The sequence below is a fragment of the Micromonospora sp. KC207 genome (assembly GCF_004348615.1).
In the GTDB taxonomy this organism is placed as follows: domain Bacteria; phylum Actinomycetota; class Actinomycetes; order Mycobacteriales; family Micromonosporaceae; genus Micromonospora.
Genome location: NZ_SMKJ01000225.1, coordinates 1 through 12,385 on the forward strand (window position 1 = coordinate 1; position 12,385 = coordinate 12,385).

The following is a 12,385-nucleotide window of genomic DNA, read 5'->3' on the forward strand; positions in this document are numbered from 1 at the left end:
TCGTCGGCGGGCGGCCCCGGGCTGCGGCCCGGTCGTCCGCCCGCCGGGCCCGGTGGCGTCCCTGATGTCCTTCACGTCCGCCAGCCTACGTGTCGGGGCCGGATGCGGCCCGTCGTACGAGGAATTGGTGGAGAGCGAGGGCCGGCCCCGGCTGCGGTACTGGCTGGACCGGCTGACCGCCGACAAGGTCCTCGAGGCGGCCGTGGTGTACGGGTACTTCCCGGCGTACTCGGAGGGCAACGACCTGGTGGTGCTGGACGAGAACGGGCACGCCGAGCGGGCTCGGTTCTCGTTCCCGAGGCAACGGCAGGAGCGGCGGCTGTGTCTGGCGGACTTCTTCCGGCCGAAGGGCGACCGGCTCGACGTGGTGGCGTTGCAGTTGGTGACCGTCGGGCAGCCCATCAGCGAGTACACGGCGAAGATGTTCGCCGGCAACGCCTACCGTGACTACCTGGAGGTGCACGGCCTGTCGGTGCAGCTCACGGAGGCGCTGGCGGAGTACTGGCACCGGCGGATCCGGGCGGAGCTGACGCTGCCGGGCGGCCGTACGGTGGGCGACGACGATCCGGCGGACCTCGCGGGCTTGCTGCGCACCGACTACCGGGGCTGCCGGTACGCGTTCGGCTACCCGGCCTGCCCGGACCTGGAGGACCGGGCAAAGATCGTGGACCTGCTGGGCGCCGACCGGATCGGGGTGGCGCTGTCGGAGGAGTTCCAGCTGGTGCCGGAGCAGGCGACCGACGCGATCGTGGTGCACCACCCGGAGGCGAACTACTTCAACGCCAAGTGACCGCCGTGAGCGCTCTGACCTGCGGCCGAACACCCGGAATGGAGGGTGGCAGCACCGGGGAGGGCGGTGGTGGTGGCGGTGTCTGCTCCGGAGAGGAGGGGCGGGAGCAACGAGATCGCGGTCAGCGACACTGCCGTCCACACGAATTGTTTGGCGGGGCGAGCGCTCCAACGAAGAAGAGCGACGGCAATGACGATGCCCACGACCGAGAAGAGGCCGGTCACCACGGCGAACCCGGACAACGGGATCGTCTCGCCACCATCGGGGACCTCGAAGTCGACGCCAACGGCCTGGGCAAGCGCAGCGGCGAGGGCGGTGGCCACCATCGCTGCGAGCGTGGCAATGAAGCCGGTGGGCGTCGCACCACTGCGCCGCGACCACCGCGACACGCGCGCCACCGCGCAGCGCGAGCGTCCACACCGGGGCTACTCCGTGCCGTCCGCCGGTAGGCGCTCCGGCAGCCCGAGCCGCGGGAACTCATCGTCGTGGAACGTGACGATCTCGGTGATCGCCCCGCCGGTGACGCGCAGGACGTCGATGGTCAATGGCAGGTACGCGTCCTCGCGCTCCTGCCAGATGTAGAAGGCGACGGCGGGCTGCCGGTTGACGGAGGTGCGGACGCCGCGCAGGCCCGTCATGCCCTCGAAGCCATCCTCGACCCAACTGTTCACCACCGCGTCGCGGCCGACGTACAGGCCCGGCGTGGGCGGCATCGAGCAGCGGACGTCGTCCCGTAGCAGGGCAGCGAGCACGTCGACGTCCGTGGCTACGCTCGCGTCGGTAAATCTGCGCACCAGCTCGCGCGTCCCTGCATCCTCCTCACCGCCGGTCCAGTCCTGCCGCTCGGCGGGCAGGTGCTCCCGCATGCCGGCGCGCGCCCGCTGCAGCGCGCTGTTCACGGAGTTGACGGAGTCCCCGAGGAACTCCGCGACGTCCTTCGCCGGCCAGCCGAGCACGTCCCGCAGGATCAGCACGGCCCGCGGTCGCGGCGCGAGGTGCTGGACCGCGACCAGGTACGCCAGCTCGATCGTCTCCCGCGCGATGGCGACGGTCTCCGGCTCGTCCGCATAGCCCGCGGGCAGCTCGTCGAGCAGCCGGTCCGGGTAGGGCTGCAGCCACGGCACCTCCCCGCCGGTCGCGGGCTCCGGCCGGCGCTTGGCGAGCAGGTCCAGGCAGGCGTTGGTGGCGATCCGGTACAGCCAGGCCCGGAACGTCGACCGCCCCTCGAAGGTCTCCCGCCGCCGCCAGGCACGGAGGAGCGTCTCCTGCACGGTGTCCTCGGCGTCCTCGAACGACCCGAGCATCCGGTAGCAGTGCACGTGCAGCTCCCGTCGGTGCCGCTCCGTCAGCCCAGAAAACGCCGGCTCGTCGACCTCGCCCAGACCGCTCACGCCCAGTTCCTCCAGCCGTGTGTCCGCACCCATCACGTCATCCTTCCGCCTCGCCGTGTCCCGTCGTAGGTGTGACGGGTACGGGCGCGACAACTCATCACCAGGGTCGGTCTGCATGGCTGATCCAGTGACCGATCCGGTAGGTGTCGGCGAATCAGGTCGGCGAGGATCTGGTACACCCATGGCATTCCACATTGCCCGCCGGCACGCAACCCGGCCGCGAGCAACGCCATGTGACGCGGCGGGCCGGGCGATCGCGGGCGGCTCGCGTTTCGGGCGGTAGGGTGCCGGCGTGCCGGACGGCTGGGTGTGGGACGAGTCCCTCTTCGAGGGTGCCGCCGCGTACTACGAGCGAGGCCGGCTGCCGTACGCGGAGGGTTTCGCGGCGGCGCTGGCGGACGCGCTCGGCCTGGACGGCTCGGGGCGGTTGCTGGACGTGGGGTGCGGCCCGGGGACGGTGACCGTGCCGCTGGCCGGGTGGTTCGCCGAGGCGGTGGGGATGGATCCCGACGCCGGGATGCTGGCGCGGGCGCGGCTGCGGGCCGCGCGCGACGGCGTGGGCAACGTCCGGTGGGTACGGGCGCGGGCGGAGGCCCTGCCCGCCGGGTTGGGCCGGTTCCGGGCGGTGGTGTTCGCGCAGTCGTTCCACTGGACGGTGCGGGACTCGGTCGCCGCCACGGTGCGGGGGATGTTGCTGCCGGGCGGGGCGTTCGTGCACGTCAGCGACGCCAAGGAGCCGGTGTCGACGGCGGGGTTGCCGCATCCGGTGCCCCCGTACGCGGCGGCGGCGTTCCGGCATTGCCGGGCGTCATTGCCGGGCATCCACGTACGCCGAAGACTGCCCGCCGCGGGGACGCGGCGCGGGACCGGCGGCATCCCGAGATATGGGAGATGATCGCGACTTCTGGCACGGTTGACGCCATGGCCGCCCTTCTTCGTTCGCGCGTCACCGACTGGACCCTCACCGTGCCCGTGCTGGCCGTGGTGATCCTGGCTCTGACCTGGGGCAGGGAGCTGCCCCCGCTGGTCGTAGGGGCGCTCGCCACGTCCTTCACCGCCGTAATGATCACCTGTAACGGTATTCTCGGCCTGTCCCTGCTGCTCGGGGCCCTGCGCCGCCGGGTCGCGGTGTTTAACCCCGAGGGCACCGGCGGGGCCCTGGCCACCGTGGCGACCCTGGCCACTCTCAGCCTGGTGGTGCCGACCTTCACCACCAGCCGGCCCGGCCCCGAGTTCTCCCCGCCGCAGCTCGCCTTCGCCGCCGTGGCGTCGCTCGCCCTGTACGGGCTGTTCGTGCTGGTGCAGACCGGCCGGCACCGCGACTACTTCCTGCCCGTCACCGCGGACGGGACGGTCGCCGACGCCGACGGGCACGCCGACCCCCCGTCGGCCGGGGCCGCACTGGCCAGCCGGTGATGCTGCTGGTGGCGCTGATCGCCGTGGTGGGCCTCGCGAAGATGGTGTCCCCGGCGATCGAGGCCGGGGTGTCAGCGGCGAACCTGCCGCAGGCGTTCGTCGGCGTCGTGATCGCGCTGCTGGTGCTGCTGCCGGAGACCCTCGCCGCGGCCCGCGCCGCGCGGCGCGACCGGGTGCAGATCAGCCTCAACCTTGCCCTCGGGTCGGCCATGGCCAGCATCGGCCTGACCATCCCCGCCATCGCGATCGCCTCGATCTGGCTCGACGGGCCGCTGCTGCTCGGGCTGGGCGGCACCCAGCTGGCCCTGCTGGCGTTGACCGTCGTCGCCGGCGTGCTGACCGTGGTGCCGGGGCGGGCCACCCTGTTGCAGGGCGGCGTGCATTTGGTCCTGCTGGCCGCGTTCGTCTTTCTCGCCGCCAGCCCCTGACCCCACCGGCGCGTTCGCCGTTGATCGTGGCCCGGGATGGTCACCGTACCGCCGGCCGGGCATGATCGGCGGGGAGCCGGGGTAGAAACCGGCGAGGAGGAGCCGGGGAGGCGCTGTGACGGCACGCTCGGAACGTCGACCGGATGGCTCGCTGGTCGGTCTGGTGGCCGCGTTGGTGCTGGCCGGCGGCTGCGTGGTCGGCGGGGTGAACGAGGGCGAGCCGCAGCGGCCCCTGCCCCAGTCGACCCGCCAGCCCACCTCGCCGCAGGCCGAGCGGACCCGCGCCGACGGCACCACCAGCGTGGCCGAATTCAAGGAGGACATGACCGTCGCCGTGGACAAGGCCGAGATCTACTGGGCCGCGCAGTTCCGGGCGTCGGGCCGGCGGTTCCAGCCGGTGCGCCGGGTCGTGCCGTACCAGCGGGAGGGCGAGGTTGCCTGCGCCGGGCAGGCGCTGCCCCGCAACAACGCGGTGTACTGCTCGGCGGGCGACTTCATCGCCTACGACGTCAACTGGTCGGTCGCGGCCTTCCGGCAGGTCGGCGACGCGTTCCTGTACTACCTGCTCGGCCACGAGTACGCCCACGGCATCCAGGTGCGCCTCGGCATCCGCGCCAGCTTCACCATCCAGCAGGAGTTGCAGGCCGACTGCATGGCCGGGGCGTACATCGGCGGCTCGATCGAGGCCGGGCATCTGCGGCTGGAGGACGGCGACCTCGAGGAGTTCCGGGAAGGGCTGCTCGCCGTCGGCGACGACCCCGACCAGCCGTGGTTCGCCGAGGGGGCGCACGGCACCGCCGAGCAGCGCTCCGACTCCTTCTTCCGCGGGTACGAGTCGGGCCTGTCGGCCTGCAACCTGGGCTGACAGTGGGGCCTGGCCGGCCCCGGTAGGGGCCCGGGTCCGGCGGGGCGGGCCGGCTGAGAGGATCGGGTCGCCCCCGCGACCCCTGGAGGACCCGCTGAGCAGCCACCATCCGGCCGCCGTGCTCTTCGACATGGACGGCACCCTGGTCGACAGCGAGAAGCTGTGGGACGTCGCCCTGCGCGAACTCGCGGCCGAGTACGGCGCCACCCTCTCCGACGCCGGCCGTAGGGCGATGATCGGCACGAGCATGGCCGAGGCGATGCGGATCCTGCACGACGACCTCGGGCAGCCGACCCGCGACCCGCTGGCCAGCGCGGCGTGGATCGACGCCCGGATCCTGGAGCTGTTCCGCACCGGGCTGCGCTGGCGGCCCGGCGCGCTGGCTCTGTTGCGGGCGGTCCGGGCGGCGGGCATCCCGACCGCCCTGGTGACCTCCAGCCGTCGGCCGCTGGTGGAGGTGGCGCTGGACACCCTGGGCCGGGACAGCTTCGACGCGGTGGTCTGCGGCGACGAGGTCGACGCGGCGAAGCCGCACCCGGAGCCGTACCTGACCGCCGCCCGGCTGCTCGGTGTGCCCATCGCCCGTTGTGTGGCGATCGAGGACTCCCCGACCGGGGTGGCCAGCGCCCTCGCCGCGGGTGCGGCCGTGCTGGCGGTACCGGCGGAGGTGCCGATCGCGGCGGCCGACGGCGTACACCAGATGGAGAGCCTGACCGGCGCGGACCTGGAGTTGCTCGCCGCCCTGCTCGGCGGGCCGCCGGCCTGACCCTCGGCGGCCCGCCCGGACCCCGTCGGCCGGCGGTGAGGATCAGCGGGCCGTCGTCGGTGAACGCGATCGGGTGCTCGCGGACGGGTTAGGAGGGGCCCCTGCTACGCCGTAGGCGTCGGCAGGAGGCCCCTCCTTGCCCCGCGTCAGTCGTGGGCGATGGCGCCCAGCACGTTGATCCGGGCGGCGCGTACCGCCGGCAGCGCCGCCGCGATCATCCCGATCAGCGCGGCCAGCCCGAGGAAGATCCCCATCTGCGACCAGGGCAGCACCAGGTCGGTGATCCCCTCGTCCTTCAGGGCCCGGACCACCGCCGCGCCGAGCCCGGTGCCGACCGCGACGCCGAGCAGCGCGCCGAACACGGAGATCACCACGGCCTCCACGGTGATCATCCGCATGGTTTGCGCCCGGCGCAGCCCGATCGCCCGCAGCAGCCCCAGCTCCCGGGTGCGCTCCAGCACCGACAGCGCCAGGGTGTTGACGATGCCCAACACCGCGATCACGATGGCCAGCGCCAGCAGGATCTGGATCATCGTGAGCAGCGTGTCGAAGACGCTGGTCTGCTGCTTGATGTAGCTGGCCCGGTCGGCCACCGACACCTCCGGGTTGTCGGCGACCAGCGCGTCGAGCTGCGGCTGCACCTGCGACACCGGCGTGCCCGCGCTCAGCCGCACCAGCGCCGAGAACGGCTGCGGGTTGGTGAACTCCGCCCCCGCCTGTTCCGGCAGGATGATCGACCCGACGGACCTCTCGTCGGGCAGGACCGCCGTCACCGTGTATGTGTGCGGCCCCTCACCTCGGGCGAACTGCGCGGTCAACCGGTCACCCACCGACTTGCCCAGCTCCTTCGCGCCGGAGACGCTCAGCGCCACCTGGTCCGGCCGTAGCGTGGCGATCGCGCCCGACTGCGCGACGGTGCCGTAGATCCGGGCCATCGCGGTCAGGTCGGTCAGGGCCACCACGTACTTCGGGTCGCCGTCGACGACCGCGTTGTCGTTGTACACGCCCAGCACCGCGTCCACCCCCGGCAACGCGGCGGCCCGGTCCACCACCGACGGATCGAACGTCGGCGGCCGGGGCCCGGTCTGCTCGCCGGAGATCACCAACTGCGCGTCGACGATGCGTTCCGCCGTGGCCGAGATGCTCGACTTGGCCGAGTCGAGGAGCACCGTCACCCCGGTCACCAGGGCGATGCCGACCATCAGCGCGGCAGCGGTGATCGCCGTGCGGCGCGGGTTGCGCCCCGAGTTCAGCCGGCCCAGCCGGCCCGGCACCGACCAGGCGAACAGTGCGCCGAGCAGCGACACCACCGGCCGGCTGATCAGCGGGGTCAGCAGCGCCACCCCGATGAACGTGAACAGCACCCCGCCCAGGATCACCATCAGCGTGGACCCGCCGGCGTTGCCGGTCAGCCCGAGGGCCAGCAGCCCGCCGCCGAGGGCGGTGACCACCGCGCCGGAGACCGTGATCTTCGTGAGCGGCCGGTCCGGGGTGGCCACGTCCTGCATCGCCGCGATCGGGGGGATGCGCGACGCCCGCAGCGCCGGCAGCAACGCCGCGACCACCGTGATCAGCATGCCGACGGCGAACGCGCTGAGCACCGCCACCGGGGGCACGCCGATCCCGGCCAGCGACAGCCCGCCGGCGAACCTGCCGAACGCCCAGGCCAGCAGGGCACCCACTCCGATGCCCGCGCCGAGCCCGAGGACCGAGGCGACCAATCCGATCGCGAGTGCCTCCAGCACCACCGAGCCGATGATCTGCCCCCCGCTGGCGCCGATGGCCCGCATCAGGGCCAACTCCCGGGTCCGCTGCGCCACGATGATCGAGAAGGTGTTGAGGATCAGGAACGTGCCCACCAGCAGCGCCACCGCGGCGAAGCCGAGCAGCACCCTGTTGAAGAAGGACAGCTCCTCCTTGAGACTGGCCGAGGCGGCGGCGGAGAGTTCCTCGCCGGTCTTGACGTCGTAGCCGGCGCCCAGGGCGCGGGCCACGTCGTCGCGTACCGCCTCCGGGCGCACCCCGTCGGCGGCCTGCACGGTCACGCTGTTGAAGGTGCCGGGCTTGCCGAGCATCAGCCGCTGGGCGGTGGGCGTGGTGAACGCGATCTGATTGACCCCGCCGATGGAGTCCCGGCCGCCGCTGTAGCCGAAGATGCCGACCAGGGTGAAGTCGCGGCGCTTGGACTCGAACGCGGTCAGCGCCCCGACCCGGTCACCCACCTTGACCTTGGCGGCCGTCGCGAGGGCCGCGTTCACCACGATCTCGTCGTCGGCCTGCGGGGCACGCCCCTCGCGCAGCCGCACCACGTCGCTCTCGCCGGTCCAGTTCTCCCCGAGCTGGGGCGGGCCGAACGAGGTGATCGCCTTGCCGTTGCTGCCGATGAGCCGGGCCCCGTCGGCGCTGACCACGCCCGTGGCCGACGCCACCGAGGGCACCGTCCGCACCCGGTCCACCACGTCCGCGCCGAACGGCGGGGACACCTGCTCGCCCTCGGCCTCACCCACCACGAGTTTCGGCTTCGCGGCGACGTTGACGTCGACGCCCTCGAACGCGTCGGCGAAGACCGCGTCGAAGGACCGGCCGAGGGTGTCGGTGAGCACGAACGCGCCGGAGACGAACATGACGCCGAGCACCACGGCCAGGCCGGACAGCACCAGGCGCACCTTGCGCGCCAACAGGCTCTTCAGGGTCGCTCGGAACATCAGTTGCCCACCTCGGTGGTGGCGGGCACGTCGAGCTTCTTCATGGTGTCCAGCACCGTGTCGGCGGTCGGCTCGATCAGCTCCGACACGATCTCCCCGTCGGCGAGGAACACCACCCGGTCGGCGTACGCGGCGGCCGTCGGGTCGTGGGTCACCATGACGATCGTCTGGCCGTGCTCGCGCACCGAGTTGCGCAGGAAGTTCAGCACCTCCGCACCGGAGCGGGAGTCCAGGTTGCCCGTCGGCTCGTCGGCGAAGATCACCTCGGGGCGGGCGACCAGCGCCCGCGCGCACGCCACCCGCTGCTGCTGGCCGCCGGAGAGCTGCGCCGGGCGGTGGTCGAGCCGGTCGCGCAGCCCCACCGTGTCGATCACGACGTCGTACCAGACCGGGTCCGGCCGGCGCCCCGCGATCGACAACGGCAGCAGGATGTTCTCCTTCGCCGTCAGCGTCGGCAGCAGGTTGAACTGCTGGAAGATGAAGCCCACCTTGTCGCGGCGCAGCTTCGTCAGCCCGGCGTCGCCGAGCCCGGTCACCGTCGTGTCGCCGATCGACACCGTGCCCCGAGTGACCGAGTCCAGGCCGGCCAGGCAGTGCATCAACGTCGACTTGCCCGACCCGGACGGGCCCATGATCGCCGTGAACTGGCCCCGCTCGAACTCGGCGTTCACCCCCCGCAGCGCGACGACCTGAGCCTCGCCGCTGCCGTACACCTTCCACACGTCGCTTGCGCGGGCCGCGGCCCGCTCCTGGCGGCCTGTCGTCGCGGTCACGTCATCTACCTCTTTCTCGGGCTGGGTCCGCACCGGCCCCCGCTGGCCCGGTGCGGGCATGTGCTCATCCTCGGCCCCCCGCGGCACCGAACCCTCCGACTCCGGGGGGAGCCCCGGCGGATTTCCCGCTGCGGGTGGGCCCCGATGCCGGCTCAGGGTTGCCCCTGACCGCTACGCGGTACGCGCACCTGGCCCCGGGCCGCCGGCTAGGTCCGGGGGCGCACCAGACCCGACTCGTACGCGAGCACCACGGCCTGCACCCGGTCGCGTAGCCCCAGCTTGGTCAGCACGTGCCCGACGTGGGTCTTCACGGTCGTCTCGCTGACCGTCAACTCGCGGGCGATCTCCGCGTTGGACAACCCCCGCGCCATCTGCACGAGCACCTCCCGCTCGCGCTCGGTGAGCGCGTTGAGCGCCTTCGGCGGGGTCGCCGCCGGGTCGGGCAGCGCGTCGGCGAAGCGGTCCAGCAGCCGCTTGAGGATCCGCGGGGCGACCACCGCGTCCCCGGCGGCGACGGTGCGGATGGCGGTGATCAGATCCTCCGCCGGCACGTCCTTGGCCAGGAAGCCGCTGGCCCCGGCGCGCAGCGCCCCCACCACGTACTCGTCGAGGTCGAAGGTGGTCAGGATCAGCACCCGCACCGGCAGCCGGGCGTCGACGATGGCCCGGGTCGCGGCCACCCCGTCCATCCGGGGCATCCGGATGTCCATCAGCACCACGTCGGGCAGCAGCCGGCGGGACAGCTCCACCGCCTCCACCCCGTCGCCGGCCTCGGCCACGATGTCCAGCCCGTCCTCGGAGCCCAGCACCATGCGGAACCCGGTGCGCAGCAGCGGCTGGTCGTCGGCGAGCAGGATCCGCACCGGCCGCGGCGTCGTGCCCTCTCCGGTCATCTGGGTCCCCCCGTCACGCCGGCCCCGCCGGCTGGTCGTGGCGCGGGCCGGTCACGCCGACGCCGTCCCGAGCTGCTCCACCGGAATCCTCGCGTACACCCGGTAGCCTCCGCCGGGCCGGGCCCCGATGCGCAGCGTCCCGCCGTAGAGGCCGACCCGCTCCCGCATGCCCACCAGCCCGTGCCCGGTTCGGCCCGAACCCGGCACCGGCCCCCGGCCGGTGTCGGTGACCTCCACGGCCAGGAACGCCGCGCCGAACGTCAACCGGACCACGGCCGTCGCCTTCCCGGCGTGCTTGAGGGCGTTGGTCAGCGCCTCCTGCACGATCCGGTAGACGGTCAACGCCACGCCCTCCTCCAGCGACCCCGGCACGCCCTCGACGCGTAGCGTCACCGGCAGCCCGGCCTCGCGTACCTGCTCCACCAGCCCCTCGATGCCGGCCAGGCCGGGCTGGGGGGACAGGTCGGCGGCCGGTTCGGCGTCGGTGCGCAGCACGTCCAGCAGCCGGCGCAGCTCCCGCAGGGTGGCCCGGCCGGTGTCCTCGATGGTGGCGATCGCCTCGTCGGCGGCGTCCGGGTCGCGGCGTAGCACCCGCCGGGCGCCGGTGGCGAGGACCCCCATCACGCTGACGTGGTGGGCCACCACGTCGTGCAGCTCCCGGGCGATGCGCCGCCGCTCGTCGGCGACCGCCTGCTCGGCCAGGGACCGCTGGTTCTGCTCGGCCACCCGGGCCCGCTCCCGCAGCGCCTCGGTGGAGGCACGGCGGGCGTGCACCGCCCGACCCACCGCGTACGCCACCACGGCGACGAGCAGGTTGTTGAGCACCAGGTAGGCCGGGCCGACCTCGAAGACCGCGTCGGCGACCGGGACGAGGACGTTGGCCACCATCACCGGCGTCCACAGCGCCACGGCGGACAGCGCCGCGGGGCGGGCCGGGTGGTGCGCCGCCATCGTGTACGTCAACACCATGAAGGCGAGGCTCTGCGTGGCCGGGGCCTGCCCGAGCCCCGCCGGCACCGCAAGGGTGGCCACGGCGGCGACCACCGCCGGCCACGGCGCCACCCGGCGCAGCGCCACCGGGGCGGCGCAGAGCACACTCCAGCCCATCGCGGCCGGCAGCGGGCCGGGCCGCAAATGCACCGGGGTGAGCAGCACGAAGACGGCGTCCACCAGCACCACGGCGACGGCGAGGAGTACGTCGGCGGCCAGCGGGTGGCGGCGCAGCAACGCCTTCGGCCCTGCGGTCATACCGGAACGCTAGCCGCCACCGGTCGCGATCGGTCGTCGCCGATGGTGAACCCGGTCTCCTCCTCAGGGAGGAGGCTCACTCGTCCGCCCCGGGCGGGCTGGGCCGGGACCGGGCGTCGACCAGTGGGTCCGCCGCGGCGGCCGGGAACGGCGGCGGGGTGCCGCCGAAGCTCGGGCACAGCGCCCGGTGGTTGCACCAGTCGCACAGCCGGCTCGGCCGGGGCCGGAAGTCCTGCCGGGCCGTGGCCGCCTCGATCGCCTGCCACAGCGCCACCACGGTGCGCTCGAAGCGCGCCAACTCCTCGGCGTCCGGGGTGTAGTCGCAGACCTCAGCGTCCTTGAGGTAGAGCAGCCGCAACACCCGGGGCACCACGCCACGCGTGCGCCACAGCACCAACGCGTAGAACTTGAGCTGGAACAGCGCCCGCGCCTCGAACGCCTCCCGGGGCGCGCCGCCGGTCTTGTAGTCGACCACCCGCAGCGCCCCGTCCGGGGCCACGTCCAGGCGGTCCAGATAGCCTCGGATCAGCAGCTCGTCGTCGACCACCGCCGAGATCAACGCCTCCCGCTCGGCCGGCTCCAGCCGGCGCGGGTCCTCGACCGCGAAGTAGCCCTCCAGCAGCCCGGCCGCCGACCGCAGGAACTCCGCCGTGCTGTCGGGGTCACCGGCGTCGAACAGGGCGGCCAATTCCGGCTGCTCGGCGACCAGCCGGTCCCACTGCGGGGCCACCAGGTCACCGGCCGCCTCTGGGGTGCGACCGGCCGCCGGCAGGTCGAACAGCCGCTCCAGCACCGCGTGCACCAGTGTGCCCCGGACCTGCTCCACGTTGGGCCGCTCCGGCAGCCGGTCGATGCTGCGGAACCGGTAGAGCAGCGGGCAGGTCTTGAAGTCGGCCGCCCGTGACGGCGACAGCGACGCCCGGACCGTCGCCGGCACCTTCGCCGTGGCCCGCGACTGCTGCTGGTCGATCACCGGTTCCGCCGTCATGCCCGGAAGGTTAGGCCACCGGTCCGACAAGCCCACCGCGCCGCTCCGACAGGTGATCGTGCGCGCCGGGTCCGTAGCATCGGGGCGATGGAGCAGCAGACCGACCGCCCGCCCCGCCGACC

Annotated in this window: 11 protein-coding genes and 1 pseudogene; 5 read left to right on the plus strand and 7 right to left on the minus strand. The window is 73.2% G+C overall.

Going from position 1 to position 12,385, the window contains the following annotated elements; translation table 11 throughout:
• The coding region (locus E1258_RS23755) for a vitamin B12 dependent-methionine synthase activation domain-containing protein (RefSeq protein ID WP_305847275.1) at positions 1-790 on the plus strand (790 nt) is incomplete at its 5' end.
• Here E1258_RS23755 and E1258_RS23760 read toward each other — a convergent pair.
• Positions 772-1,188 (minus strand): DUF6069 family protein, encoded by a 417-nt coding sequence (locus E1258_RS23760; protein ID WP_371688673.1) that lies wholly within the window; start codon positions 1,186-1,188, stop codon positions 772-774. The genes E1258_RS23755 and E1258_RS23760 overlap by 19 nt on opposite strands.
• A gap of 27 nt (positions 1,189-1,215) precedes the next feature.
• Positions 1,216-2,217, minus strand: a complete 1,002-nt coding sequence (locus tag E1258_RS23765; protein ID WP_371688674.1) for an RNA polymerase subunit sigma-70 — start codon at positions 2,215-2,217, stop codon at positions 1,216-1,218.
• Between the two features lie 256 nt (positions 2,218-2,473).
• Between E1258_RS23765 and E1258_RS23770 the strand changes: the two genes are divergently transcribed.
• The 4 genes and pseudogenes from E1258_RS23770 (at position 2,474) to E1258_RS23785 (ending at position 5,656) form a co-directional block, all read left to right on the plus strand.
• Positions 2,474-3,076, plus strand: a complete 603-nt coding sequence (locus tag E1258_RS23770) for a bifunctional 2-polyprenyl-6-hydroxyphenol methylase/3-demethylubiquinol 3-O-methyltransferase UbiG (RefSeq protein ID WP_243715647.1) — start codon at positions 2,474-2,476, stop codon at positions 3,074-3,076.
• A gap of 26 nt (positions 3,077-3,102) precedes the next feature.
• Positions 3,103-4,025, plus strand: a pseudogene (locus tag E1258_RS23775) (calcium:proton antiporter).
• Positions 4,026-4,140: 115 nt separating this feature from the next.
• Positions 4,141-4,890: a neutral zinc metallopeptidase gene (locus tag E1258_RS23780; RefSeq protein ID WP_132405031.1), complete on the plus strand. Its 750-nt coding sequence runs from the start codon at positions 4,141-4,143 to the stop codon at positions 4,888-4,890.
• 118 nt (positions 4,891-5,008) lie between these two features.
• Positions 5,009-5,656, plus strand: coding sequence for an HAD family phosphatase (locus E1258_RS23785; RefSeq protein ID WP_132405033.1), 648 nt, complete (start codon positions 5,009-5,011; stop codon positions 5,654-5,656).
• Positions 5,657-5,802: 146 nt separating this feature from the next.
• Here E1258_RS23785 and E1258_RS23790 read toward each other — a convergent pair whose 3' ends face one another.
• The 5 genes from E1258_RS23790 to E1258_RS23810 all read right to left on the minus strand — a co-directional run bounded on the left by E1258_RS23790 (position 5,803) and on the right by E1258_RS23810 (position 12,263).
• Positions 5,803-8,361: an ABC transporter permease gene (locus E1258_RS23790; RefSeq protein WP_132405035.1), complete on the minus strand. Its 2,559-nt coding sequence runs from the start codon at positions 8,359-8,361 to the stop codon at positions 5,803-5,805.
• A complete protein-coding gene (locus E1258_RS23795) occupies positions 8,361-9,134 on the minus strand; it encodes an ABC transporter ATP-binding protein (protein ID WP_132405037.1) in 774 nt (257 codons plus the stop codon). Before E1258_RS23795 ends, E1258_RS23790 begins: the two co-directional genes overlap by 1 nt.
• A gap of 206 nt (positions 9,135-9,340) precedes the next feature.
• Positions 9,341-10,027 (minus strand): response regulator transcription factor, encoded by a 687-nt coding sequence (locus E1258_RS23800; RefSeq protein WP_132405039.1) that lies wholly within the window; start codon positions 10,025-10,027, stop codon positions 9,341-9,343.
• A 51-nt stretch (positions 10,028-10,078) separates the two neighbouring features.
• Positions 10,079-11,275, minus strand: coding sequence for a sensor histidine kinase (locus E1258_RS23805; RefSeq protein ID WP_132405041.1), 1,197 nt, complete (start codon positions 11,273-11,275; stop codon positions 10,079-10,081).
• 76 nt (positions 11,276-11,351) lie between these two features.
• Positions 11,352-12,263 (minus strand): PD-(D/E)XK nuclease family protein, encoded by a 912-nt coding sequence (locus E1258_RS23810; RefSeq protein ID WP_132405043.1) that lies wholly within the window; start codon positions 12,261-12,263, stop codon positions 11,352-11,354.
• Between the last annotated feature and the right edge of the window lie 122 nt (positions 12,264-12,385).